Here is a 23,315-nt window from a genome sequence, read left to right as displayed (position 1 = left end):
GGATGCCAGCTCAACGACCGTAAGAAATCTCCAAGGATTTCCCAAGGATTTGTATTCTGTACGCAACATAGGCCGGCAAGCCGGCCTATGGATTGCCATCAGCCTGCCAGTGCCTGCATGGCGCGATACAGGTCGGCCTTGCCTTCGAAGCCGATGCCCGGCAAGTCCGGCATGGTGATGTAGCCGTTATCGACCTTCACGCCATCGGGAAAGCCGCCGTAGGGCTGGAACAGGTCCGGATAGGACTCGTTGCCGCCAAGGCCAAGCCCGGCCGCGATATTGAGCGACATCTGATGGCCGCCATGCGGCATGCAGCGCGTGCGGCCCCTTTCACGCCGGTGGCCCCGCTGGCCCCGCTGGGCCCAGACGGTGGCGCATAGCCCGGCAGGTCAGGCGCCTTGCTCCCGCACCAGCGCCGTCATGCGCTGCGCAAGCGGCGAGAGATAGGCGCCGGCCCGGGTGATCACGCCCACGCGCCGGCGCAGGTCCAGTTCTTCAAGCCCCAGGTTGAGCGGGCGCAGCCCGGTCATCATCGCATCGGAATTTGTGCCCGATATGCTCAGCATCAGCGTGCCGCGCATCAGGTCGAAGAGCGAGGAGCTGCCAAAATCGGTCTCGATGCGCAGGTTCGGGGCGGCCAGCCCTTGCTTGCGGAACGCTGCGTCTACCTGCTGGCGCAAGATGATATGCGGCCCGGGCAGCAGCCAGTCCTGGCCCACCAGATCCGCAAGGGTCAGCTTGCGGCGGCGCTGCAGCGGGTGCGCTTCATCGGCCACCACCATCAGCCGGTCGTCGAACAGTTCTTCCACCGCGAACTCGCTGGCGCGCTCCCTTGGTGTGGGGGCAATGGCAAGGTCAAGCTCGCCCGCCAGCAGCAACTCCATGAGGTCCCGTGCCAGCAGCCGGCGCAGCCGCAACCGGGCAACGGGCCGCTCCCGCAGCAGCTGACGGCAGGCGTCAAGCACCAGGGCATTGGGGATCGAAGGCGAATAGCCCAGGCGCAACATGCCCTGCTCGCCCGTGCGGATGCCTTGCATCTCCTTGAGCGCGTCGTCGAACTCCAGCCGCATGCGGCGCGCCCGCACCATGAATTGCATGCCCGCCTGCGTCGGGGTCATGCCATGGGCGGTGCGTTCGAACAAGGGCAGGCCGATCTGCGCTTCCACGCGCTGCACCGCCTTGGTCAGCGCCGGCTGGCTGATGCCCAGCGACTCCGCGGCGCGGCCGATGCCGCCGTGCGCATCCACGGCCAGCACGTATTCAAGATCTCTCGTCTCCATCGCGACATTCCCGCTGGTTATGTCTTTATAGCCGGTACAGCATTGTAGTGATGCCCTGCATCTTACAGACTACGGCGAAGAACCATCAAGGAGACAACCCATGGGATTCGCTTTCTTCCTGCGCCGCGCGGCGCGCTATTGGGGGGATCACGCCGCCGTGCTTTACAACGACCGCGTGCTGACCTATCGCGAACTGGACGAGCGCTCGAACCGCCTCGCCAATGCGCTGCTGGCCCTCGGCCTCACCCGGGGCGCTCGCGTGGCGATTCAATCACGCAACCGCCCCGAGCTGGTCGAGATCGAGTGCGCCCTGTACAAGGCCGGGCTCGTCAAGGCCGCACTCAATCCGCGCTTCACGGCGGCGGAGGCATCGGATGTGGCCGAGAACTGCACGCCGCGCATCCTGTTTGCCGGCCCCGGCTATACCGGCTACTCGCCCGAAACCGCAGGCTTTGGATCCGTGCAAACGTTCATCGCGATTGGCAAACCCGCCGACGGCTACGGCGATTACGAGACCCTGCTCGCAGCCGCGAGCCCAGCGCCGCTCGACCTCACGCCGCAGCCCGACGACCTCGCCGTCCTGCATTTTTCCTCGGGTTCCACGGGCAAGATCAAGGCCGCCATGCAGAGCTACGGCAACCGCCTGGCTGCGCTGCGCAAGATGCTGCTGAGCATGGACAACCCGGCTCGGCCCGGTGACCGCCTGGCACTGATCGGGCCCATCACCCACGCCTCCGGCATGCTGATGCAGCCGTATCTGTACACCGGCGCAACGCTGGTGCTGTTCGACAAGTTCGAGCCCGCGCATTTCCTGGCGGAGGTGGCCAGGCTGCGCCTCACCCATGTGTTCATGGTGCCGGCCATGATCAATATGCTGCTGACCGAGCCAAGCCTGGCCAGCGCGGACCTGAGCAGCCTCAAGACCCTGGCCTACGGCGCCGCGCCGATGGCCCCCGCGCGCATCCGCGAGGCGTGGGAGCGCATCGGCCCCATCCTGTCGCAAGGCTATGGCGCGAGCGAGTCCACCTCAGGCGTGACCCGCCTGTCCACCGCCGATCATGCCGACGCCCTGGCGCACCGGCCCGAGCGGCTGGCGTCGTGCGGACGGGCGCTTGGCGAAACGGAGGTGCGCGTGGTCGACGAGCAGGGCCGCGAAGTGGCCGGCGACGACATCGGCGAACTGGTGATCCGCGGCGAGGATGTCTTCCACGGGTACTGGGGCGAGCCGGAGCTGACGCGCGAAGTGCTGGTGGACGGATGGCTGCGCACCGGCGACCTGGCCCGGGTGGATGAAGAAGGCTACATCTACCTGGTCGACCGCAAGAAAGACATGATCATCTCCGGCGGCTTCAATGTGTATCCGACCGAGGTCGAGGCCGCGCTTTACCAGCATCCAGACGTGATGGAAGCCTGCGTGATCAGCGTGCCCGACGACACCTGGGGCGAAAGCGTCAAGGCCGTCGTTGCCCTGCGGCCCGGCCGGCAAGGCACCGCGGAAGATCTCATCGCGCACTGCCGCGCGCGCATTGCCGATTACAAGTCGCCGCGAACCATCGACTTCGTCACCGAGCTGCCTAAGAACGCGAGCGGGAAGCTCGCTCGCAAACTGGTGCGCGAGCCGTACTGGCAAGGCGTATCCCGTCGCGTGAATTGAGGAGAACCACCATGTTCGACAACCTGACCAATCCCGTGCTGGTCGAGACCCGCGCCAGCATCCAGCGCTACATCCACGAGGAACTGCTGCCACTGGAGCGCGAGCTCGGCCTGGGGTCCGAAGATGCCTGGCCGCGCGATGTGCTGCGCGGCGTGTGGCGCCGCTCCAGCGAGCTGGGGCTCTATGCCGCCTGCCTGCCCGTCGAGCTCGGCGGCAAGGGCCTGAACATCGCCGAGCAATGCGCGCTCAAGGCCGACCTTGCCGCCAGCGGCGCGGTGCTGGCGCCGCACGTGCTGGGCGACCTGGGCGGCCCGCCGCGCGTGGGCAACATGCTCAAGTACGCCACGCCGGACCAGCTTGCGCGCTACTTCCAGCCGGTCATCCGGGGCGAGAAATCCACCTGCTTCGCCCTGACCGAGCCGCATTCCGGCTCGGATGCCCAGAGCATCTCCACCACGGCCGTGGTGGACGGCGATGACCTTGTCATCAACGGCCGCAAGCACTACATCAGCGGCGCGCCGTTTGCCGACTTTGCCATTGTCATGTGCGTCACCGATGCCACCGCTTCGCCGCCGGCCATCACGGCCGTGCTGATCGACCTGGACCTGCCCGGCGTCAAGGTCAGCACCGAGTACGTGCCGATGTCGGGCCAGCATATCGATGGGGACATCGAGTTCGTCAATGTGCGGGTGCCGCGCGCCAATATCTTTGGCGGCGAAGGCAACGGCTTCAAGCTCGGCATGTCGCGCATCAACGTCAACCGGCTGCTGCACTGCCCCACCATGCTGGGTCTGGCTACCAAGGCCTATGCGTCCTCGCTGGAGTACGCCGGCCAGCGCCGCCAGTTCGGCGGGCCCATTGCGCGCTTCCAGGCCATCCAGCACATGCTGGCGGACATGGCCGCCGCGCTGTGGGCTTGCGAGAGCATGATCGCGCAAACCGCCGCGCTGGCGGACAGTGGCGCCGATCTTCGGGTGAAGGCCGCGGCATGCAAGCTGTTCATCTCCGAGCGCTGTTTCGAGGTAGCCGACAAAGCCGTACAGATCCACGGCAATGTGGGCGTGACGCGAGGACATCCGGTGGAGCAGGCTTTCCGCAAGCTGCGCATGTTCCGGATTTTCACCGGCACCAGCGAGATCCAGCGCAATACCATCGCCCGCGCGATTCTTGAACCCATGCAGGCGAAAGCCTGAGCCGTCAGCGATTGATCAGACCGACGCAGGCAAACTGCGCAGCCAAGAACTGGAGACACCCCTATGAAACGCCGAACCTGGCTCGCCACCGCGGGCGCTGCCGCACTTAGCAGCATGCTCACGCCGGTGCGCGCCGCCGCGCCCTATCCCAATCGTCCCGTGCGCCTGATCGTCCCGTTCCTGGCGGGCAGCGCACCGGATAACATCGCGCGCACACTGTCGGCCGAACTGGGCCGCACGCTTGGCCAGCCGCTGGTCGTTGAGAACATGCCCGGCGCGGGCGGCGTGATCGGCGCGAGCGCCTTGAAGCGCGCCGCCGCGGACGGCTACACGCTGGGCATTCTGGCGAACACGCATGTGATCAACGTGCATATGTACCGGAACATGCCGTACGATCCCGCGCACGATTTCACCGCCATCGCGGCGATTTCCGGCGGCCCTACCGCTCTCATCGTGCCTGCCGATGCGCCATACAAAACCGCCGGGGACCTGATTGCCGCGCTCAAGCGCGCGCCGGGCAAGCTCAACTACGGCTCGGGCGGCAAAGGCAGCATCGCGCATCTGGCGGTGGAGGCCTTGCTGCACCAGACGGGCACCGATGCCGTGCACATCCCCTACAAGGGCGCGACGGAGATCATCACCTCCATGCTCAGCGGCCAGACCCAGTTCGGCATGCCGGTGCTGGGCACCGCGACCCAGTACCTGCGCAATGGCCAGGTGCGGGCACTGGCGGTGTCGTCATCCACACGCTCCGTCTATTTCCCGGAGGTGCCGACGCTTGCCGAGGTCCTGCCCCCCGGCCTGGTGCTGGACAACTGGAGCGGCCTGTTCGCGCCCGCACACCTGCCCGCCGAACTCACCCAGCGGCTCTTTGCCGCGGTCACGGAGTTGCAGGCCAGCGGGCGCCTGGATGCGCAGTTGAAGGCCAACGCGGGGGAATTGCGCCGCAGTGCTTCGCCGTCGCAGTTCAACGGCATGGTGGCCGCGGATACCGCCCGGTACGGCAAGCTGATCCAGTCGATCGGCATGAACGGCGACGTCAGCTAAAGCACCGGGAGCCGGCAATGAAACCTGAGTGGTCCTGCCTGAAGGACGTCAAGATCATTGATCTCAGCCAGCTCCTGCCCGGCCCGCACGCCACGACCCTGCTCATGCAACTGGGCGCGGACGTGATCAAGGTGGAACAGCCGGGCACGGGCGACACCTCCCGCCAGCTCGGGCCTGCCGTGTTCGCGCAGTTCAATCGCGGCAAGCAATCCGTCGCGCTCGACCTGAAATCCGACGAGGGCCGCGCGGCATTCCTGCGCCTGGTGACCGAGGCGGACGCCGTTGTCGAAGGCTTCCGGCCCGGTGTGATGCAACGCCTCGGCCTGGGCTATGACGCGCTCGCGCAAGTGAACCCGGCCATCGTGCTGTGCTCCGTGTCCGGGTTCGGCCAGACCGGCCCGTATGCGGACCATGCCGGGCACGACCTGAACTATCTCGCGCTGGCAGGTTACTGGTCCGTGCCGGTGCAGGTGGACGACAAGGTGTCCCGGCCGCGCGTGCGCGTTTCCGACTACGCGGCCTCGGGCTATGCGGCGCTGGCGCTGGCCGTGGCGGTCATGAGCGCGCGGCAGCATGGACGCGGCCAGCATCTGGATGTGTCGATCCATGACGCCATCCTGTCGTGGACCGCGCATGGCGCCTGGGCCGCGCGCGGGTACGAAGATCTCCCGCACGAATCGCCAACCGTCATGCCGGACAACGATATCTTCGAGACCAGCGATGGCCGCCATCTCGCCATGGGCATCCTGGAAAACAAGTTCTGGCTCAACCTGTGCGAAGCGATCGGTGCGGATTATCCAGCGCTGCGCGATGCCCGGTTCACGTCGCGGCCCGGCCGCCAGCAGCACAAGCCGGAAGTAAACGGCCTGCTCAAGGGGATCTTCCGGTCGCGGTCCCTCGCGCAATGGGCGGAAGTCTTCGCGCCCTACGACCTGCCGTTCTCTCCCGCGCTCAGCGCGCAGGAGCTATTCGCGGACCCGCACGTCAAGGCGCGAAACATGGTGCGCGAGGTGCCTGCGGAGAACGCCATCGCGCTGAGCTTCCCGGTCAGGTTTTCCCTTGGGCTGCCAGCAAGCGACGATCACGTTTCCGCGCTTGGCGAACACAACGGGTAGCACTTCAGGCCAAACGATAGAACATGGAGACAGGCATGCATCCTGGAAGCAGGCATGGCGCCAGCGCGGCGCGTTACGGCGCATCGATCGCCATCGCCGCGATGCTCGCATCCGCATCCCCCCTGGCTGGCGCGCAAACGCCAAACCCGCCCGAGACCACCGACCCGGTCAGGCTTGGCATCATGCAGGGCTTTCCACCCGCGCCGGACAAGCGCGTGACCAAGGCGAACGCGTTCCAGCTCCCCAACCTGCGATGGGCGTTCCGCCATGCGCGGGAGACCTCGCCCACCGCCGGCATCACGCGCGCCGCGTCGCCGCACGCGTTGCCGGCTGCGCCGGTTGCGCGCCTTGACGATGTGACGTTCGACCTCGAGGGGCAACAGGTCAAATTGTCGAGCTACCTGCACGATACGTACACCGACGGCTTTATCGTCCTGCACAAGGGACAAGTCATCTACGAGCGCTACTTCGATTCCTTTGGTCCCCGGCAGCCTCATATCTGGGCTTCGATGACCAAGTCGATCACCGGCTTGCTTGCCGCCATGCTGATCGACGAAGGCAAGCTAGATCCCAATGCGAAACTGGCCAGCTACGTGCCGGAGCTGGCTGGCAACCCGTTCGGCGAAGCCACGATCCAGAAGAACCTGGACATGGAGGTAGCCGTCAGCTACCCGGCAAGCCTGCCGCCCGATCTGGGCCTGTTTGGCGCCGTTGGCCTGATTGCGCGCCGCGACGGCGCGCCCGACAATATCTACGACTTCCTGAAGGCCGCCCAGGTCCCGCAGCCAGCTGCCGGGACCAATGTCTGGTACTACCAGAACGGTTCCCCGGAGGCACTTGCCTGGGCGCTGCGCAGGATCACCGGCCAATCGTGGAGCGAGCTGGTTGCGCAGCGCATCTGGTCCCGCTTTGCCGAGGACGATGCCTATATCCAGGTCGACCAGCTCGGCACGGAAATGGCCAGTGGCGGCATGAACAGCACGCTGCGCGATGCCGCCCGCTTTGCCGAAGCGATTCGCAAGGCCAGCTCAGGCGAGAACCCGGGCGCCATCGCCGGCAAAGCCGTTCGCCTCGCGCTGAAGCCCAATGACAACCAGGCGCTGTTTGCCACCGGGAACCTGGCAGCCGGCAGAGCCAACTACGCCTACCGCGACTACTGGTACCAGGTCAACGATGGCGACGGATCGATCGAGGCAAGCGGGCGCTTTGGCCAGAAGATCTACATCAACCCGAAGAAGGCGCTGACCATCGTCAAGTTCTCGTCGAGCCCCGACACCGCGCCGCGGCCCACCAGCGCCAACGCCACGTCCGCCGGCTCGACCCAGCGCCGGCCGGCCGAATCTCCGGCGGCATTCGCCAACGCCGTCAAGGCACTCTATGCGGCGATCCCGCATTAGGCGCCGCTGAAGCGTTCAAGCCTGTGACCGCCAGCGCGACGGCGGCACGGCCTCTTCCCGCCGCCACGCGGCGCGCAACGCCTGCGGGCTGGCAAAGCCGCAGCGCTGCGCAACCAGCTCGACTGCCCAGTCGCTGTCCTTCAGCAACCTGCGTGCCAGATCCAGCCGCAATTGCTGCTGGTACTGCTTGAGCGTGACGCCGCACTCCTGCTGGAACAGCCGCGCCAGATGCCGATAGCTCAGCGCGAAGCGGCCGGCCAGCTCGCTGTACGACAATTCGCAGGCTGGCTGCCTGGTCAGGAAATCCTGCACGGCGTGGATGACCGGATGATGATGATCGCGGTAGCGCAGCTGCGCATCGAGCGCCGGATCCTGGCCCAGCCTGCGGAACGGCACGACGTTCTCGCGCGCGACCTGGATCGCGGCCGGGGCACCGAACGCGTGCCGGATGAGGTGCAGCGCGAGGTCGATGCCCGCCGTCACACCGGCCGAGGTGATCAGCGCGCCATCTTCGACCAGCACCCGGCCGGCCAGCACCCGGGCGTGCGGATGGCGTTGCTGCAACCGCGCCAGGTGCTCGTGGTGGGTCGTGCAGCTGCGCCCGTCGAGCAGGCCGGCCGCGCCAAGCAGGAATGCCCCGGTGCAGACGCTGGCCAGCGTCACCTCGCCAAGGCGGGGCCGCACCACGGCCTGGAGCCAGTCAACGATCTTCCGGTGCTCCGGCGTGGACAGCGCGCTGAGCACGAGCTTGAAACCAACCACGATCACCACGTCGCCGGGCGCCAGCCGTGCCGGCAAGGCCTGTACCCCGCTCAAGGCTAGGCCTTGAAAGCTTGTCAGCGCCTGCAGCGGCCCGACACAGTGAAGCGCCAGTGGCGAGATCCCGAGCGCGGCCACGGCGCCCAGCACCTGCATCGGTCCGCCAAGATCCAGCATGTGCACCTGCGGCGGCAGCACAAGGAAGATGCGCTTCATCGTTGCCCCCGATCGTTCATCTTCGGATGGCATGATTTTTACCATACCTGTCATATTTTCGAATTGCTGCGATATTCCCTTGTGATTAGTATGGCAGGGAATTTACTGATATGACATGCCAGAGCGGAGGAGACTGAACATGCTGGAACTCAGGCCAAGCTGCGAGCACTGCAACAAGGCGCTCCCGCCGGCGTCGCTGGAAGCGCGCATCTGTAGCTATGAATGCACATTCTGTGCCTCATGCGTGGGCGATGTCCTGGGCAATGTCTGCCCGAATTGTGGGGGCGGCTTCATGCCAAGGCCGATCCGGCCGTCGCGCAACTGGAAGGGCAACAACTTCCTGGGCAACGATCCGGCAAGCACGAAAACCAAGCACCGGCCGGTGGATCCGGCCACGCATGCGCAATTCTCAGCCGCCATTCGCGGGCTTCCTCCCGAGCAGCGATAGCCGGCCCGATGGCAAAAATCCGCCCGCGCCCCTTCTGGCGGCACTGCCACGGGATGTAAACTCTGCTTCCTCGGTCAATGCACCCATGACCATGAAAGAAGAGCAGCGGATGAGCAACGAACTACAGGTTGAAGACATTCAACTCGGCGACGGCAAGGCCGTGGTCAAAGGCGCCTTGATCACCACCCAGTACAGCGGCTACCTGGAGGACGGCACCAGGTTCGACTCCTCCTACGATCGCGGCAAGCCCTTCCAGTGCGTGATCGGCACCGGGCGCGTGATCAAAGGCTGGGACCTGGGGCTGATGGGCATGAAAGTCGGCGGCAAGCGCAAGCTCCATGTCCCAGCCCACCTTGCCTATGGCGAGCGGCAGGTCGGCGCCCATATCAAGCCAAACTCCAACCTGGTCTTCGAGATCGAGCTGCTGGAAGTGCTGACACGGGACGATTGATACTGACGCCCATACAAGCTGGCGCATGCCGAAGGCCGGGATTCCGCCGGGGTTCCATTACAATCCACCAAAATTGCAAGGAACCACCATGATCATCGGACCCCGCGTGCGCGGCTTTATGTGTGTCACCGCCCACCCCGCCGGCTGCGAAGCCAACGTCAACCAGCAGATCGCCTACGTGAAGGCACACGGCCCGGTCGCCAACGGACCCAAGAAGGTCCTGGTCATCGGCGCCTCCACGGGCTATGGGCTTGCCGCTCGCATCACGGCAACGTTCGGCTGCGGCGCCGACACGCTCGGCGTGTTCTTCGAGCGCGCCGGCACCGAGAGCAAGCCTGGCACCGCGGGCTGGTACAACACGGCGGCGTTTCACAAGGCGGCAACGGCCGCGGGCCGCTATGCCATGAGCATCAATGGCGACGGCTTCTCCGACGAGATCAAGCAGCAGACCATTGACATCATCAAGCGCGATCTTGGCCAGGTCGACCTGGTCGTCTACAGCCTTGCTGCGCCGCGGCGAAAGCACCCGAAGACGGGGGAGATCTTCAATTCCACGCTCAAGCCCATTGGCAAGGAAATCCGGCAGCGCGGCCTGGACACCGACAAAGAGGTCATCAAGGAAATCGCCCTGCAACCGGCAACGCAGGAAGAGATCGATCACACGGTCGCCGTGATGGGCGGCGAAGACTGGCAAATGTGGATCGACGCCCTGCTCGCCGCCGGCGTGCTCGCCGACAATGCAAAGACCACCGCGTTCACCTACCTGGGCGAGAAGGTCACCCACGACATCTACTGGAACGGCTCCATCGGCGCCGCCAAGAAAGACCTGGACCAGAAGGTGCTGGACCTGCGCGCCAAGCTGGCCGCCACCGGCGGCGACGCCCGCGTCGCGGTGCTCAAGGCCGTGGTGACCCAGGCCAGCTCCGCCATCCCTGTGATGCCCCTGTACCTGTCGCTGCTGTTCAAGGTCATGAAGGAAACCGGCACCCACGAAGGCTGCATCGAGCAGGTCTACTCGCTCTACCAGGACTGCTTGTACAGCCAGTCGCCACGCCAGGATACGGAAGGCCGCCTGCGCACGGATGACAAGGAACTCAGCCCGGATGTCCAGGCCCGCGTGACGCAGTTGTGGGACCAGGTCACCGATGACAATATCTACGCGCTCACCGATTTTGCGGGCTACAAGGCGGAGTTCCTGCGCCTGTTCGGGTTCGGCATCGACGGCGTGGACTATGCGGCCGACGTCAATCCTGCCGTGGAGATTCCCAACCTGGTCGAAGCGTAAGCCGCAGGCACAACGCCATGAACCTGTCCCCCGCCATCCCCATCTTCCGGATCTTCTCGGTCGAGAAGGCCAAGGAATTCTATCTGGACTATCTTGGCTTTTCCCTCGATTGGGAGCATCGTTTCGGTGAGGAATTTCCGCTCTACGCCCAGGTAAGGCGATCCGGCCTGACGCTGCACCTGAGCGAGCACCATGGCGACGCCACGCCGGGTTCGACGGTGTTCGTCCCCGTGGAGGATATCGATGCCCTGCATCGCGAACTGGATGCCAGGCAGTATCGCTATGCAAAACCGGGCATCGACGTGGTGGGCTGGGGACGGCAGTTGCAAGTCGCGGATCCGTTTGGCAACCGCCTGCGGTTCTGCGAGCTATCCAAGGACTAGGTTTTTGTTTGGCGACACGCGGCTTGAAGGGAGACCCCGATGGAATACATCGACGTCATCTGGCGGCACGAGCTTCCCTCGGAGCCGGTTCGGCTCGTGTCGGAGCTTGACGGCGCACGCTTCGAGACCAGGAAGCTGGAATTCTTCCGGGATGGAACCGTAGGCTTCGCAAGCACCGGCGCGGCAACGGGCAGCACCAATCTCGGGCTGGTGCCGGTTCCCGGCCTTGCCGAGATCAACGCGGATCCGGAGTTCGACGGCACGGCGATGACACCGGAGGAATTTGAAGTCCTCTGGCTATTGCACGCGCGCCCGGCAAAGCATTGAGCCTTTGCTGGCAGCACCGGCTACAGCAGCACCAGCGTCACCAGCAGCGATGCATTGCTGATCGCCGTCACATCATGCATCACGTTGGATTCCAGATAGACCAGGTCGCCCTGGCGCAACAGCCGGTGCGCGCCCTCCACGCCGATATCGACCTCCCCTTCCAGGCACTGCACCGTGATTGGCCCGGCTACCGCATGGGCCGGCATATGCTTGCCGGCGGTCAGCACCAGGCGCATGACCTCCAGGCGGCTTTCCTTGAAGAAGGCGGTAGTGGGTGTCTTCGTGAGACGCTCGCCTAGCGGCAGCACGCTGGCCACCTGGCCGGAAGCTAGATGAGGCAGGGACATGGGCGGCTCCTCTGGTGTGAACGGTGTGAGCAACGCGAGCGACGTGGGACTTGGGACGTGGGACGTGGCGGGCACTTCAGTGCGAAGCGCCTCGCTCCGGACAATCCATTCTAGTCGTGCCCGCCAGCGATCCGGAAATTGGCAGACACGGAAAAACCCCGATACCTGGCCGCCCGCGGCCCCCGGTAACATCAGGTGCCATCCCGCATCATGGCCTCGATGGCCGATACCGCATCGGCCAGTCCGTTTTCGCCCGCCATCCTGGCGCCGAGCGCGCGCGCCCGGGAACGGGCCTCGGCGCCCTGGGCGAACGCGATGGCACGCGCTAGAGCCGAAGCTTGCGGGTGCCTTCCGCTCACGGCAGCGCCGGCCACGCCGGCCTGCCTGAGCCGGTCCGCCCAGAAGAACTGGTCACCCGCGAACGGCACCACCACCGATGGCACGCCCGCCCGCGCGGCGCAATGGGTCGTGCCGGAGCCGCCGTGATGGACAACAAGCGATGTCCGGGGAAACAGCCAGTCGTGCGGCGTGTCGCCAACCACATGCACATTCGCCGGCAGCCCGGCGGTGTCCACCCCGCTCCACCCGGGATAGAACAGCGCCCGCCGTCCTGCGCACGCCGTGATCACCGCGTCCAGCATCTTCTGCCGGTCGAACCCCGCCATGCTCCCGAAGCCGAAGTACATCGGCGGCTCCCCCGCGTCGAGGAAATCCGCTAGCGGCTGCGGCGCGGTCCAGTCCGGTGACGGCGCGATCCATTGGCCGCAGACACGCGCATTGCCCGGCCAGTCCGCCGGCCGCGGCAACAGGCTGGGCGAAACCCCGTATAGCATCGGATGCCGGGTCCACAGCTGCCGCCGCGGCGGCAGCCCGCATACGGCCGCGCGCGCGGCATTGGTCTGCTTGCGAAACGCCCGCCACAGCATCCCGTTGACGAAGTGGTGGCTCGTGCGATTCAGCCAGCCCGGCAGCCGCGCCTGCGCCAGGAACGGCGAGGCAAAGTCCGCCGTCGGCGTGATCGGGATCAGCCCGGTGCCGATCGCCTTCACGCCCAGATGCTCGGCAGCCGACAGGCCGGCGAAGGCCGCCAGGCCGGAGACGATGATGGCATCGCAGCCTTCGCCCGCCGCCGCCACGATCTCCCTCAGCCATGCTTCGGCATTGGCATTGGCAATGCGCGCCAGCGCGTTCGCCGTGCTGGTGAAGCCGCTATTGCGCGCCACCACGCCGGAGATCGCAAACTCTGGCTGCAACGCGCCCCTGATGTCCCCCGCCAGCGCGGTTGTCGGAACACCAAGGGCTCTGGCCGTGCCAAACGTTGCTCCATCGGCAAGTAGCCGGGCCTGGTGGCCGGCATCCATCAATGCGCGGCACAGTGCGGCCAACGGGCGGGCGTCTCCCTCCGTGCCATAGGTTGCGACGATGAATTTCATGGCGTCTTGCGGCTCCTTGCGTGCGGCGCCAGCGGGCGGGCGCTTCCCTCCACGAACAGTGTCACCACCACCCCGAACTCCTCGCGCAGCGTGCGCCCCGGCAAGGTCAGCCAGCGCATCAGCGCGCCGAGATAAAGGTGGTGGAAGAGCGACGCCAGATGCGCCGCGTCGAGATCGTCCCGCAGTTCGCCCGAGCGCTGGCCCAGGGCGATCAGCAGCCCGAACACATCGGTCATGTCGCTGGCCTGCACGGCCTCTTCCGGCGGTGGCGCAGCTTCCAGGCTCAGGAAACGAAAGCGAAGATAGGGCGAAAGGTAGGCGCGATGCGCCTCGCACCAGGCGGCCGAGGCATCGAGCAGCAGCGAGATCGCCGGCCGGAAGCTTGACTGCTGTTCGACCTCGGGCTGCAGATGCGCCAGATCGGCGGCCAATTGCATGTGGACCCAGTGCGCCAGCACGGATTCCTTGGTTGGAAAATGGTTGTAGAGCGTTCCCTTGGCAACGTCGGCCCCGGCCGCGATCTGCTCCATCGTCACGGCGTCATACCCTTGCGCCTCGAACAGGCCCATGGCGGTCCGGGCAAGGAGATCCAGCGTTTGCGCGCGCTTTCGGGCGCGGCGGCCCGGCATGTCGGGGGCGACCATCTTATCCATATAAGTAAACGACGAATATTATTGAACGACGTTCAATAATATCGTAGCGCGATCCTGTCGGTAAATCAATCCGGCCGGGAGCCTCGCAGGATCGCGCCGCTTCCTGCCCGTCGCGCCGCCACAACACACCCTCCTTGGTGGCGATAGCAGATTGCCGGGGCGGTGCTAACGTCTGGCGCACGCTGCGATTCCCGCGGGCAATCCGGCGCGCAACGCACAACGCAAACCGCGCCGACTTCCAATAAGCCATGCCGTTGCACAGACAAGGACCCCGCACCATGCTTAGTGATTTCGATGATCTCGTTCAGGCGTCGATGCAAGAATGGAAGGTGCCGGGCCTTGCGCTCGCCGTGATCCGGGATGGCGAAACGGTGCTGGTAAAAGGCTATGGCGTGCGCGACACCGAAGCGCCGGCGCCCGTGACGGCGGACACCCAGTTCCTGCTGTGCTCGCTCACCAAGTCTTTCACCGCCGCCGGGCTTGGCCTGCTGGTGGACGAGCGCAAGCTCGACTGGACCCGGCCCGTGCGCGACTACATACCGGAGTTTCGGCTGCACGATGCAGTTGCGACCGAGCGCGTGACCGTGCGGGACTTGCTTTGCCATCACAGCGGCGTGCCGCGCCACGACTGGATCCACTCGCCGGGCGACCTGTCCATGGCGCAGATCCTGGCGGCCTTGCGCCATCTGGAGCCGAGCCGGGACGTGCGCGAGGCCTACCAGTACCAGAACCTGGGGTATCTCGTGGCTGGGCATATCGCGGAGCGCATCAGCGGGCAGCGCTGGGAGGATTTCACCACCGAGCGCCTGCTCCGTCCGCTGGGCTTCGCGCACTTCGGGCTATCCATCGAAGCGCTCGCCGCCGCGCTGAACCATGCGCATCCGCACATCATGCAAGGCGACGAAAGCCAGCGTGCGATGCTGACGCCTATCCGTGCTCTGCCCGCCGGCGGGCTCAATGCCTGCGTGTCGGACCTGGCGAAGTGGATGCGCTTGCTAATCGATGAAGGCTCCGTGGACGGCAAGCCGCTGCTGTCGGCAGCCATCGTCCGGCAAATGATGACTCCGCGCGTGCACGTGGGCCGCTCCGTGTTCAAAGAGGTGGGTGAGTTCCACTACGGGCTCGGCCTGTCGCTGGAACACTATCGCGGCGAACGGAAGATCTCCCACACCGGCAGCTGGGTCGGCTGGGCCAACTCAATGGCGATGCTGCCGGAACGCCGGATCGGCGTCGCGGTGCTGACCAATCGCGCCCCAAGTGCCGTCACCGAACTGCTGACCTACACCGCGCTCGATCAGCTTTGCGGCCACAAGCCGATCGACTGGTTCGACCGGTTCCTCACCATGCGCCGCCAGGCGCTTGCTCAGCAGAAGGTCGACCAACAGGCGCGCAGCGAATTGCGCCGGACCGGCACAACGCCGAGCCATCCGCTCGACGACTATGCGGGCGAGTACGAACACCCGGCTTACGGGCGGATCGGCATCACCAAAGAAAACAACGCTCTGGCATGGCGCTGGCGCGGCATGTCGGGCCAGCTCGAACACCGCCACTACGATGTGTTCACTACCCCCGACAAGCCGGCTGAGATCCATCCCGATAACCTTGCACTGAGCTTCGGCTATGACCGGGAAGGCAACATCGACCGGATCTGCACGCCTTTGGAACCGATGGTGGCGGATATCGTATTTCGCCGCGCGGCGGGCGGCGACGTGCTCGACCCGGCGTTCCGCGCACTCTGCGCTGGCAGCTTCCTGCACGGCGCGCAGGAGATCAGCGTCACGCTCGACGCGGCAGGCCAGCTATCGCTGCGCATCAGCGGGCAGCAGAGTTGGCCACTGCGGCCATTTGACGGGCGGACCTTTGACCTGGAAGGCCTCCAGGGGTATCGGGTCGCGTTTCGCCGTCCCTCGCCAGACATCGCGGACGCAGTCATCTTCTACCAGCCGGATGGCACCTTCCTGGCACTGCGGCAGGCTATGTCCGCGTAAATCTCATCACGGCCGCAAGCCAGCGCCCTTGTCCATTGCCGCCCGCACCGCATGGCAATGCCGGACCAGACTGGGTTTCGTGCCGATGCGTAAAGCGCAGGCTGTGATCATTCAAACACTCCCTCACGGGCGGCACGGCTCCGATAAGTCCAGGCGATAGCGCGAGCCTGGCGCAGACGCAGCGGCAAGACAGGGGCCCGCTGCGGCGAGCGTATATGGATTGCACCAAAGCTTCGTTGCGCGGCCCGCGCCAGTTGGCTACTGTCATTCGATCATTCGATATGCCAATCGCCACTGCCGGGAGGAATCGCCGAATGACATCCATCGGGACCGGCACCGGCTGCAATATTTGCGTGCGCGTATGCCCCACCAATGTCTTCGCCATCGTGCCCGGCCAGCCGCCGGCGATCGCGCGCCAGCATGACTGCCAGACCTGCTTCATGTGCGAGCTGTACTGCCCCGAAGACGCGCTCTTCGTGGCGCCGCTGGCCGACGCCTGCCAGCCGGCGGACGGCGCAGCCTCCACGCAGCCCCGCCACGCCGGCAGCTACCGCGCGGCAATAGGCTGGGGCAGCGGCCGCACATCCACCGCCGCGCAGGACGGCAGCCACGCGCTGCTTGGACTGGTCCGGCGCTAGCAAACCAGGGATGAAACAGGGAATCCATGAAAGACCTGATCGACTGGATCACCGCCATCGCCACCGTCGCGCTGGTGTACGCGGCGCTGCGCTATCCGCTCTATCCGCCACGCTTTGGCGCCACGGATGAGGACAAAGACCTTTAGCACTCGGGCGCGAGTTGCGTCAGGAAGGCCATTACGGATTGCAAGCTCATGGATTCAATGCGTCCTTGTTTGGGGAAGTTGATACCAAGTTGGCGCTCGCCCCGATGTCCTCTCCCTGTCCTCTCCCTGTCCTCTCCCAATCAGTCCAAGATCGTTTGCAAACGGGCCAGCGCGTCGTCTACCACTTCGGCCGGCGCCCGCTCGACCTTCCTTGCGCCACGCGCTTCAAGATCCAGCGTGCGAACCATGTTCACCAGTGCGGCCCCCTGGGTCTCGGTACCGGAACCGGACAGCGGCACGGCGAAGCCGGCGAAACGGGCGAAGTCACCACCCTGCGTGATCGGTGCAACCAGCGCGACGCCGAGCGCGTTGAACGCTGCGGGTGACAGCACAAGCGCAGGGCGGAAATCGCCCTGCTGTTCGCGGCCCGCAGTCGGGTTCAGGTTCACCCGCACGATGTCACCCCGATCAAACTTGACGCGCCTCACCATGCTTCACGTCCGACCGGCTCGAGGTTGTTCCACGAGGTCAGATCTGCGGGCATCGGCGCATTGGCATCGCACTGCGCGACCAGCTCATCAAGCGCATACTTGTGCCGCGCCGGCTTGAGCATGATCCCCTCCGGGCGCACGTCGACGGCGAGCTTGTCGCCCAGAGCAACCTTGAGTTGCTCAAGCAACGTAGCGGGCAAACGTACAGCCGCACTGTTGCCCCACTTCTGAATCGACAGTTCCATAACAGGCTCCGTTAGCGTATATCCATTGTAGATACACCAGCCTCTGACGTCAAATTCTGTATCTACATCGTAGATACGGCATGTTTTGGGTTGTTTGAAGCATCGGACCGCGCCACATGCGGCTGTCCATGGCCGCGCCCTAATCGCTCCCCACCGCCGAAGCGGTGTCAGCACCGCGCCGTGCCGCCTGCCCGCATATTCAAAAATTCTGAACAATATATCCGGATAAGACGGGTCTAACGCACCGATGACTCTCCTATAGTTCGTTACATGGACAGCGCGCACAAACAAAGCAACGTTCTGGCAGTCGCAGCGAACAATCAACGAAATTCAACGAATTTTAAGATACTGGAGAACATCATGACCAAGACCTTCGCCCTCAAGCTCGCTTCCACCCTCGTGCTCTCACTCGCCGCCATCGGCGCCGCCCAGGCCGCTTCCGCCAGGGACACTCTCGCCGGCGACAAGTACGGCTATGAGTTCCGCACCTCGGTCCCCGCCGACAAGTACGGCTACGACTTCCGCGCAACCGACACCTTCACCGACGGCGCACGCAGCGGCAAGCTGGATACCTTCACCGAAGGCGCCCGCATCGCTGGCCTGGATCGCTCGGGGGTTTCGGCTTCGCCGGCTCGCAGCTTCGATGCCTACACCGACGGTGCACGTGCCGGCAAGTTTGACCCGTACACCGATGGCGCGCTGGTTGCCGGCCTGGATCGCACCGGCGTATCGGCTACGCCGGCCCGCAGCGTCGATGCCTACACTGACGGCGCCCGCAGCGGTAAGGTCGATGTCTTCACCGAAGGCGCCAACGCCTGATGCATCCGTTAGCAAGAGGTTTCACCGCGCGCGGTGCCGGCTGACAGCCGCGCCGCGCGCTTTGCCTTGAAGCAAGATGGAACAGGTGAGCTAAGGGCTAGTGGATAGCGGCTAACGGCTGGATTGCATTTCGCCGTCCACCCGCACCGCGAGGCCCAGCGGATTGCCTGCGCCCAGCGCTTGCGGCAGCAAAGCCGCAGGCATGTCCTGGTAGCAGACCGGACGCAGGAAGCGCGCGATTGCCAGCGAGCCAACGGAGGTGGAACGCCCGTCCGACGTGGACGGATATGGGCCGCCGTGCACCATGGCGTGGCTGACTTCCACACCCGTGGCGAAACCGTTCACCAAGATCCGGCCCACGCGCCGCTCCAAGGCTGGCAGGAAGCTGCGCGCAGTATCGTAGTCGGCTTCATCGATGTGGATGGCGGCGGTCAATTGCCCTTCGAGGGATTCCACCACGCGCTGCATGCTGGCCAGGTCCGGGCAACGCACCACCAGCGACGCCGCGCCGAAGATTTCCGCGCGCAGGGCCTCGTGTTCAAGGAACGCTTGCGCGGTCGTGGAGAACAATGCGGCCTGCCCCTGGTATTGCACACCCGCCTGGCCACGCGCCACCGTGCTCACCTGCGGATGGCGGCCAATGGTTTCCACCCCCGCGCCGTAAGCGCGGTGAATGCCGGGCGTGAGCATGGTTGAAGCCGGGATCTGCGCGATCGCCGCTTCGGCGGCTGCGAGGAAGCGCTCCAGATCCGGGCCGTCCACGGCAAGGATCAAGCCGGGATTGGTGCAGAACTGGCCGGCGCCCAGCGTCAGCGAGGCAGCGAATGCCTTGCCGATGGCATCAGCGCGGTTGCCCAGCGCGTGCGGGAACAGCAGGACCGGGTTGATGCTGCTCATTTCCGCGTAGACGGGAATCGGCTCGCTGCGGGCCGCGGCGAGCTGCATCAGCGCGGTGCCGCCGGCGCGCGAGCCGGTGAAGCCGACCGCCTTGATGCGATGATCGCTGACCAGCCCCTGCGCGATCTCCAGCCCGGAGTCGAACAGCAGCGAGAACGTGCCCTCGGGCAAGCCAAGTTCTTCCACCGCCTTCTGGATCGCACGGCCGACCAGCTCCGAGGTACCGGGATGCGCCGGGTGCGCCTTGACCACGACCGGGCAGCCGGCGGCAAGCGCCGACGCCGTGTCGCCACCCGCCACCGAGAACGCCAGCGGGAAATTGCTGGCGCCGAACACGGCCACCGGGCCCAGCGCGATGTGGTGCAGGCGCAGGTCCACGCGCGGCAGCGGCTTGCGCTCCGGCTGCGCGGGATCGATGCGCAGGCCGAGGAAGTCGCCCTGCCGCACCACGCCGGCAAACAGCCGCAACTGGCCCACGGTGCGCCCCCGCTCGCCTTCGATGCGGGCGCGCGGCAGGCCGCTCTCGCTGACGCAGCGCGCGATCAGTGCGTCGCCGAGCTCCAGGATATTGGCGGCGATCTTCTCGAGGAACGCGGCGCGTTGCTCGAGCGGCGTTTCGCGATACACATCGAACGCCTGCGCGGCCAGCGCGCAAGCCTGGTCCAGCTGCGAGCGCGTGGCGCCGCCAAAAGCCGGCGCCAGGGTCTCGCCGGATGCGGGATCGACGGCCCGGATCTCGCCATGGGTGCCACGCACGGACTGGCGGCCAATGAGCAGTTCGCCTGTGAGGTTCATCTTGGGTCCTTGAAATGAAAAAGCGGCGCGTCAGCGGCGCCGCCAGTCGTTCGATATGGGTTAGGAGATAGGAGATAGGGGCTAGGGGCTAGGGGTTAGCCGCTCGCGTCAGCCACGGCTTGCCTCACTTGCCCCAGCGCAGCACCATCGGATCCAGCCGGCGCGCGATCTGCAGCAAGCCGGCACGCGTGGCCGGGTGCATGGGCTGCAAGGGATGGCGCAGCGCGTCGGAGGCAATCACGCCGCCCTCCTTCATCAGCGCCTTTGCGGTTGCCAGCCAGCCTTGCCGGTTCTCATAGTTGATCAGCGGCAGCCATTGCTGGTAATGCTGCGCGGCCAGCTCCGTGTCGCCGGCCTGGTAGGCATCCACGATCTTGCGGATGCCATCGGGGAAGCCCGCGCCGGTCATCGCGCCGGTGGCGCCGGCATCGAGGTCGGCCATCAGCGTGATGGCTTCCTCGCCATCCCACGGGCCGACGATGGCGTCGCCGCCAAGCGCGATCAGCTCGCGCAGCTTTACCGCGGCTTGCGGCACCTCGATCTTGAAGTACGAGACGTTGGCAACCTCCTTGGCCATGCGCGCCAGGAACGGGGCCGACAGCGTGGTGCCGCTGACAGGCGCGTCCTGGATCATGATGGGGATATCGATCGCCGCCGAGACGGTCGCGAAGAAGTCGTAGATGGCGCGCTCGGGCACGCGGATGGTGGCGCCGTGGTACGGCGGCATCACCATCACCATGGCGGCACCGGCATCCTGCGCGGCACGGCTGCGCTCGGCGCAGATGCGCGAGCTGAAATGCGTGGTGGTGACGATCACCGGAACGCGGCCGGCCACGTGCTCAAGCACCGTGGTCATCAGCAGGCTGCGCTCATCGTCGGTGAGGACGAACTGCTCGGAGAAGTTCGCCAGGATGCAGATGCCGTTGGAGCCGGCATCGATCATGAAATCGATGCAGCGGCGCTGGCCGTCGAGGTCGAGGCCACCCTGCTCGTCGAAGATGGTGGGGGCCACCGGGAATACGCCACGGTAGGCGGGATGGGTATCGGGCATGGTGTCTCTCTCCTTGTTATGGCTCGGCAACTTGCGGCAGGGAATGAATATACGGCGCGCCATGCCGCGCTGTATATTGAAACCTTTCCATCTCGTGATCGCTTTTACGACTCACATGGCCATCATCCTTCCGGAACCCGAACGCACATGAAAGCCACGCTGGACGTGCTGATGTCCCGCCTGCGCATGAAGCAGCTGCAATTGCTGATCGCGCTGGACGACCACAAATCGCTGCACCAGGCCGCGTCGGCCATGGCCATGACGCAGTCCGCGGCCAGCAAGGCCTTGCAGGAACTGGAAGGCATGCTCGATGCGCCGCTGTTCGAGCGCTCCAGGACCGGCATGCGGCCGAACCAGTTCGGCCACTGCGTGATCCGCTATGCCCGCCTGCTGGCAACGGACCTGACGTCGCTATGCCAGGACATGGCCGAGATCCGCTCGGGCCGTGGCGGGCACCTGGCCGTGGGCACCATCATGGGCGCGGTGCCGCAGGTGCTGGTACCGGCGCTCGATGCCATGCAGGCCGACCAGCCGAACCTGTCCATCGAGATCGTCGAGGACACCAGCCTGCGCATGCTGACGCTGCTCGACGATGGTCGGCTGGACCTTGTCATCGGTCGTGCGCTGGTCAGCGAGCAGCCCGCCAGTTATCACTACGAGCCACTGGGCGACGAGCCGATCTCCGTGGTGGTTGGCTATGCCCACGCGGCGCCGCGCGGCCGGGAGCTGGGCTTTGCCGACCTTGCCGGCTACCGCTGGATCGTTTATCCCGGCCAGATGCCCATGCATGCCCTGCTGCAGCGGGAGCTGGACATGGCGGGACTGGGCATGCCGCCCAATGCGATCTCCACCTCGTCCACCTTTGTCACGGTGGCCATGCTGCAGCGCAGCGCCAGGCTGGTATCGCTGCTGCCGACCAACGTGGCGGAGCTGTTTGCCCGGCAAAAGCTGCTGCGGATCCTGCCGGTGCGGATGCAGTCCCGGCAACAGACCTTCGGCATCGTGACCCGGCGCGGGGGCACGCTGTCCGCCGCGGCCGGCCAGCTGATCAAGCTGCTGCGTGCCGGGTGCTCGCCAGCCTGAAAGGGCGTTCCAGGCCGGCCGCAGGGCGTGCAAGACACACCAGGGGACTTCCCCATGTATTCCCATAGGTAATCACCCATTCAATAAACATCATTAGTCAGATATCACTCCCATCCTTATAGTCTGGCTATCCGCGCATCAGCACATCAGCGCAGGCCCATAACAATGATGGAGACAACGATGAAACGATGGATGTCCGGCGCACTCGCCGGCTTGCTGGGAATTGCCACCGCCATGACCGGCGCCTACGCGCAAGACACCCGCCCGGTACGGTTGATGGTGGGTGCCGCGCCCGGCGGCGGCACCGACGTCATGGCCCGCATCGTCTCCGACAAGCTCGCCGCCATCCTCAAGCAACCCGTGGTGGTGGACAACCGGCCCGGCGCTTCCAACACCATTGCCGCCGACATGACCGCCAAGTCCGCGCCCGATGGCAACACGCTGCTGATGGGTGTGGTCACCTCGCAAGCCATCGCGCCGCACCTGCTCAAGCTGCAATTCAATCCGCTCAAGGACCTGGTGCCGGTGGCGCTGGTGTCGTCGGTGCCCAATGTGCTGGTGGTCAACAACCAGGTGACGGCGCGCGACGTCAAGTCGCTGGTGGCGCAGATCCAGGCCAATCCCGACAAATTCCGTTATAGCTCCTCCGGCGTCGGCAGCACCCAGCACCTGGCCGGCGCGGCGTTCGCGCACCAGATCCATGGCAAGTTGCTGCACGTGCCCTACAAGAGCAGCAGCAGCGCGCTGGTGGACCTGATGGGCGGGCAGGTCGACATGAGCTTCGAGACCATGCCGTCCGTCATCAACCACATCAAGGCCGGCAAGCTGCGCGCGCTGGCGGTCACCGCGGAGCAGCGCTCGGCGCTGTTGCCCAACGTGCCCACGCTGGCCGAAGCCGGCGTGCCGGGCATCCAGACCAATGCCTGGTACGGCGTCTACGCCCCCGCCGGCACGCCGCCCGCCACGCTGCAAAAGCTGGGCGCCGCGCTGGCCACCGTACTCAAGGATCCCGACACCGTGCGCCGCCTCAACGACGTAGGCGCGCTGCCGGGCACGCTCAATGCTGCCCAGTTCGATGCCTTCTCGCGCGCCGAATATGCGCGCTACGGCAAGATGATCGCCGAGCTCGGCGTCAAGCTGGACTGAACCAACATCTCCCGATCACTCTGAGAAC

The 23,315-nt window shown here is 65.6% G+C and carries 24 protein-coding genes and 1 pseudogene; 15 read left to right on the top strand and 10 right to left on the bottom strand.

The window, feature by feature from the left end; translation table 11 throughout:
• Positions 1 to 98: 98 nt before the first annotated feature.
• Positions 99 to 320: pseudogene (locus A9975_RS23570) on the bottom strand (mandelate racemase); the annotation flags it as partial.
• 69 nt (positions 321 to 389) lie between these two features.
• A complete protein-coding gene (locus A9975_RS23565; protein WP_183034923.1) occupies positions 390 to 1,280 on the bottom strand; it encodes a LysR substrate-binding domain-containing protein in 891 nt (296 codons plus the stop codon).
• Positions 1,281 to 1,380: 100 nt separating this feature from the next.
• Between A9975_RS23565 and A9975_RS23560 the strand changes: the two genes are divergently transcribed.
• The 5 genes from A9975_RS23560 to A9975_RS23540 all read left to right on the top strand — a co-directional run bounded on the left by A9975_RS23560 (position 1,381) and on the right by A9975_RS23540 (position 7,686).
• Entirely contained in the window at positions 1,381 to 2,934 is a 1,554-nt protein-coding gene (locus A9975_RS23560; protein WP_183034922.1) for an AMP-binding protein, read from the top strand.
• A gap of 11 nt (positions 2,935 to 2,945) precedes the next feature.
• Positions 2,946 to 4,127 carry an acyl-CoA dehydrogenase family protein gene (locus A9975_RS23555; RefSeq protein WP_183034921.1) on the top strand — a complete coding sequence of 394 codons (1,182 nt, stop codon included), beginning with the start codon at positions 2,946 to 2,948 and terminating at the stop codon, positions 4,125 to 4,127.
• 63 nt (positions 4,128 to 4,190) lie between these two features.
• Positions 4,191 to 5,174 carry a tripartite tricarboxylate transporter substrate binding protein gene (locus A9975_RS23550; RefSeq protein ID WP_183034920.1) on the top strand — a complete coding sequence of 328 codons (984 nt, stop codon included), beginning with the start codon at positions 4,191 to 4,193 and terminating at the stop codon, positions 5,172 to 5,174.
• Between the two features lie 17 nt (positions 5,175 to 5,191).
• A complete protein-coding gene (locus A9975_RS23545; RefSeq protein ID WP_183034919.1) occupies positions 5,192 to 6,289 on the top strand; it encodes a CaiB/BaiF CoA-transferase family protein in 1,098 nt (365 codons plus the stop codon).
• A gap of 35 nt (positions 6,290 to 6,324) precedes the next feature.
• Positions 6,325 to 7,686 (top strand): serine hydrolase, encoded by a 1,362-nt coding sequence (locus A9975_RS23540; protein ID WP_183034918.1) that lies wholly within the window; start codon positions 6,325 to 6,327, stop codon positions 7,684 to 7,686.
• Positions 7,687 to 7,701: 15 nt separating this feature from the next.
• Here A9975_RS23540 and A9975_RS23535 read toward each other — a convergent pair whose 3' ends face one another.
• A complete protein-coding gene (locus A9975_RS23535; RefSeq protein ID WP_370565339.1) occupies positions 7,702 to 8,694 on the bottom strand; it encodes a GlxA family transcriptional regulator in 993 nt (330 codons plus the stop codon).
• A gap of 106 nt (positions 8,695 to 8,800) precedes the next feature.
• Between A9975_RS23535 and A9975_RS23530 the strand changes: the two genes are divergently transcribed.
• The 5 genes from A9975_RS23530 to A9975_RS23510 all read left to right on the top strand — a co-directional run bounded on the left by A9975_RS23530 (position 8,801) and on the right by A9975_RS23510 (position 11,555).
• Complete coding sequence (locus A9975_RS23530; protein ID WP_183034917.1) at positions 8,801 to 9,109, top strand: DUF1272 domain-containing protein; 309 nt, start codon at positions 8,801 to 8,803, stop codon at positions 9,107 to 9,109.
• A 109-nt stretch (positions 9,110 to 9,218) separates the two neighbouring features.
• A complete protein-coding gene (locus A9975_RS23525) occupies positions 9,219 to 9,560 on the top strand; it encodes an FKBP-type peptidyl-prolyl cis-trans isomerase (protein ID WP_043353352.1) in 342 nt (113 codons plus the stop codon).
• Positions 9,561 to 9,648: 88 nt separating this feature from the next.
• Complete coding sequence (gene fabV, locus A9975_RS23520; protein ID WP_183034916.1) at positions 9,649 to 10,845, top strand: enoyl-ACP reductase FabV; 1,197 nt, start codon at positions 9,649 to 9,651, stop codon at positions 10,843 to 10,845.
• 17 nt (positions 10,846 to 10,862) lie between these two features.
• Positions 10,863 to 11,228, top strand: a complete 366-nt coding sequence (locus A9975_RS23515) for a glyoxalase superfamily protein (protein ID WP_043353348.1) — start codon at positions 10,863 to 10,865, stop codon at positions 11,226 to 11,228.
• A 39-nt stretch (positions 11,229 to 11,267) separates the two neighbouring features.
• Positions 11,268 to 11,555 (top strand): hypothetical protein, encoded by a 288-nt coding sequence (locus tag A9975_RS23510; RefSeq protein ID WP_150984935.1) that lies wholly within the window; start codon positions 11,268 to 11,270, stop codon positions 11,553 to 11,555.
• A 20-nt stretch (positions 11,556 to 11,575) separates the two neighbouring features.
• Here A9975_RS23510 and A9975_RS23505 read toward each other — a convergent pair whose 3' ends face one another.
• The 3 genes from A9975_RS23505 to A9975_RS23495 form a co-directional block, all read right to left on the bottom strand.
• Positions 11,576 to 11,902 (bottom strand): cupin domain-containing protein, encoded by a 327-nt coding sequence (locus A9975_RS23505; RefSeq protein WP_174424843.1) that lies wholly within the window; start codon positions 11,900 to 11,902, stop codon positions 11,576 to 11,578.
• A gap of 191 nt (positions 11,903 to 12,093) precedes the next feature.
• Positions 12,094 to 13,335, bottom strand: coding sequence for a glycosyltransferase (locus A9975_RS23500; RefSeq protein WP_183034915.1), 1,242 nt, complete (start codon positions 13,333 to 13,335; stop codon positions 12,094 to 12,096).
• Positions 13,332 to 13,979 (bottom strand): TetR/AcrR family transcriptional regulator, encoded by a 648-nt coding sequence (locus A9975_RS23495; protein ID WP_183034914.1) that lies wholly within the window; start codon positions 13,977 to 13,979, stop codon positions 13,332 to 13,334. The genes A9975_RS23500 and A9975_RS23495 overlap by 4 nt, the downstream gene beginning before the upstream one ends.
• Before the next feature lie 287 nt (positions 13,980 to 14,266).
• Between A9975_RS23495 and A9975_RS23490 the strand changes: the two genes are divergently transcribed.
• The gene (locus A9975_RS23490; protein WP_183034913.1) at positions 14,267 to 15,976 is read left to right on the top strand and encodes a serine hydrolase; all 1,710 of its coding nucleotides are present in this window, start codon (positions 14,267 to 14,269) and stop codon (positions 15,974 to 15,976) included.
• 314 nt (positions 15,977 to 16,290) lie between these two features.
• Complete coding sequence (locus tag A9975_RS23485; RefSeq protein WP_183034912.1) at positions 16,291 to 16,614, top strand: ferredoxin family protein; 324 nt, start codon at positions 16,291 to 16,293, stop codon at positions 16,612 to 16,614.
• A gap of 286 nt (positions 16,615 to 16,900) precedes the next feature.
• On the opposite strand, the gene A9975_RS23480 is transcribed toward A9975_RS23485, so the two are convergent.
• Both A9975_RS23480 and A9975_RS23475 read right to left on the bottom strand, forming a co-directional pair.
• Positions 16,901 to 17,251, bottom strand: a complete 351-nt coding sequence (locus A9975_RS23480; RefSeq protein WP_183034911.1) for a type II toxin-antitoxin system ChpB family toxin — start codon at positions 17,249 to 17,251, stop codon at positions 16,901 to 16,903.
• A complete protein-coding gene (locus A9975_RS23475) occupies positions 17,245 to 17,496 on the bottom strand; it encodes an AbrB/MazE/SpoVT family DNA-binding domain-containing protein (protein ID WP_183034910.1) in 252 nt (83 codons plus the stop codon). Before A9975_RS23475 ends, A9975_RS23480 begins: the two co-directional genes overlap by 7 nt.
• 360 nt (positions 17,497 to 17,856) lie before the next feature.
• Between A9975_RS23475 and A9975_RS23470 the strand changes: the two genes are divergently transcribed.
• A complete protein-coding gene (locus tag A9975_RS23470) occupies positions 17,857 to 18,315 on the top strand; it encodes a hypothetical protein (RefSeq protein WP_183034909.1) in 459 nt (152 codons plus the stop codon).
• A 111-nt stretch (positions 18,316 to 18,426) separates the two neighbouring features.
• On the opposite strand, the gene A9975_RS23465 is transcribed toward A9975_RS23470, so the two are convergent.
• Entirely contained in the window at positions 18,427 to 20,007 is a 1,581-nt protein-coding gene (locus A9975_RS23465; RefSeq protein ID WP_183034908.1) for an aldehyde dehydrogenase (NADP(+)), read from the bottom strand.
• Between the two features lie 124 nt (positions 20,008 to 20,131).
• A complete protein-coding gene (locus tag A9975_RS23460) occupies positions 20,132 to 21,058 on the bottom strand; it encodes a dihydrodipicolinate synthase family protein (RefSeq protein ID WP_183034907.1) in 927 nt (308 codons plus the stop codon).
• Between the two features lie 147 nt (positions 21,059 to 21,205).
• Here A9975_RS23460 and A9975_RS23455 point away from each other — a divergent pair, with 147 nt between their 5' ends.
• A complete protein-coding gene (locus A9975_RS23455; RefSeq protein ID WP_183034906.1) occupies positions 21,206 to 22,141 on the top strand; it encodes a LysR family transcriptional regulator in 936 nt (311 codons plus the stop codon).
• A gap of 180 nt (positions 22,142 to 22,321) precedes the next feature.
• Positions 22,322 to 23,287 (top strand): tripartite tricarboxylate transporter substrate binding protein, encoded by a 966-nt coding sequence (locus tag A9975_RS23450; protein WP_183034905.1) that lies wholly within the window; start codon positions 22,322 to 22,324, stop codon positions 23,285 to 23,287.
• Positions 23,288 to 23,315 lie beyond the last annotated feature (28 nt).

It is taken from the genome of Cupriavidus sp. UME77 (assembly GCF_014170355.1).
Lineage (GTDB): Bacteria > Pseudomonadota > Gammaproteobacteria > Burkholderiales > Burkholderiaceae > Cupriavidus > Cupriavidus basilensis.
This window is presented reverse-complemented; position numbering and strand designations above follow the sequence as displayed.

What these genes read in the sequence shown, in the direction of transcription:
- A9975_RS23565 (WP_183034923.1), bottom strand. Translation starts at nt 1,280, where the DNA reads ATGGAGACGAGAGATCTTGAATACGTGCTGGCCGTGGATGCGCACGGC.
- A9975_RS23560 (WP_183034922.1), top strand. Translation starts at nt 1,381, where the DNA reads ATGGGATTCGCTTTCTTCCTGCGCCGCGCGGCGCGCTATTGGGGGGAT.
- A9975_RS23555 (WP_183034921.1), top strand. Translation starts at nt 2,946, where the DNA reads ATGTTCGACAACCTGACCAATCCCGTGCTGGTCGAGACCCGCGCCAGC.
- A9975_RS23550 (WP_183034920.1), top strand. Translation starts at nt 4,191, where the DNA reads ATGAAACGCCGAACCTGGCTCGCCACCGCGGGCGCTGCCGCACTTAGC.
- A9975_RS23545 (WP_183034919.1), top strand. Translation starts at nt 5,192, where the DNA reads ATGAAACCTGAGTGGTCCTGCCTGAAGGACGTCAAGATCATTGATCTC.
- A9975_RS23540 (WP_183034918.1), top strand. Translation starts at nt 6,325, where the DNA reads ATGCATCCTGGAAGCAGGCATGGCGCCAGCGCGGCGCGTTACGGCGCA.
- A9975_RS23535 (WP_370565339.1), bottom strand. Translation starts at nt 8,694, where the DNA reads ATGCCATCCGAAGATGAACGATCGGGGGCAACGATGAAGCGCATCTTC.
- A9975_RS23530 (WP_183034917.1), top strand. Translation starts at nt 8,801, where the DNA reads ATGCTGGAACTCAGGCCAAGCTGCGAGCACTGCAACAAGGCGCTCCCG.
- A9975_RS23525 (WP_043353352.1), top strand. Translation starts at nt 9,219, where the DNA reads ATGAGCAACGAACTACAGGTTGAAGACATTCAACTCGGCGACGGCAAG.
- fabV (WP_183034916.1), top strand. Translation starts at nt 9,649, where the DNA reads ATGATCATCGGACCCCGCGTGCGCGGCTTTATGTGTGTCACCGCCCAC.
- A9975_RS23515 (WP_043353348.1), top strand. Translation starts at nt 10,863, where the DNA reads ATGAACCTGTCCCCCGCCATCCCCATCTTCCGGATCTTCTCGGTCGAG.
- A9975_RS23510 (WP_150984935.1), top strand. Translation starts at nt 11,268, where the DNA reads ATGGAATACATCGACGTCATCTGGCGGCACGAGCTTCCCTCGGAGCCG.
- A9975_RS23505 (WP_174424843.1), bottom strand. Translation starts at nt 11,902, where the DNA reads ATGTCCCTGCCTCATCTAGCTTCCGGCCAGGTGGCCAGCGTGCTGCCG.
- A9975_RS23500 (WP_183034915.1), bottom strand. Translation starts at nt 13,335, where the DNA reads ATGAAATTCATCGTCGCAACCTATGGCACGGAGGGAGACGCCCGCCCG.
- A9975_RS23495 (WP_183034914.1), bottom strand. Translation starts at nt 13,979, where the DNA reads ATGGTCGCCCCCGACATGCCGGGCCGCCGCGCCCGAAAGCGCGCGCAA.
- A9975_RS23490 (WP_183034913.1), top strand. Translation starts at nt 14,267, where the DNA reads ATGCTTAGTGATTTCGATGATCTCGTTCAGGCGTCGATGCAAGAATGG.
- A9975_RS23485 (WP_183034912.1), top strand. Translation starts at nt 16,291, where the DNA reads ATGACATCCATCGGGACCGGCACCGGCTGCAATATTTGCGTGCGCGTA.
- A9975_RS23480 (WP_183034911.1), bottom strand. Translation starts at nt 17,251, where the DNA reads ATGGTGAGGCGCGTCAAGTTTGATCGGGGTGACATCGTGCGGGTGAAC.
- A9975_RS23475 (WP_183034910.1), bottom strand. Translation starts at nt 17,496, where the DNA reads ATGGAACTGTCGATTCAGAAGTGGGGCAACAGTGCGGCTGTACGTTTG.
- A9975_RS23470 (WP_183034909.1), top strand. Translation starts at nt 17,857, where the DNA reads ATGACCAAGACCTTCGCCCTCAAGCTCGCTTCCACCCTCGTGCTCTCA.
- A9975_RS23465 (WP_183034908.1), bottom strand. Translation starts at nt 20,007, where the DNA reads ATGAACCTCACAGGCGAACTGCTCATTGGCCGCCAGTCCGTGCGTGGC.
- A9975_RS23460 (WP_183034907.1), bottom strand. Translation starts at nt 21,058, where the DNA reads ATGCCCGATACCCATCCCGCCTACCGTGGCGTATTCCCGGTGGCCCCC.
- A9975_RS23455 (WP_183034906.1), top strand. Translation starts at nt 21,206, where the DNA reads ATGAAAGCCACGCTGGACGTGCTGATGTCCCGCCTGCGCATGAAGCAG.
- A9975_RS23450 (WP_183034905.1), top strand. Translation starts at nt 22,322, where the DNA reads ATGAAACGATGGATGTCCGGCGCACTCGCCGGCTTGCTGGGAATTGCC.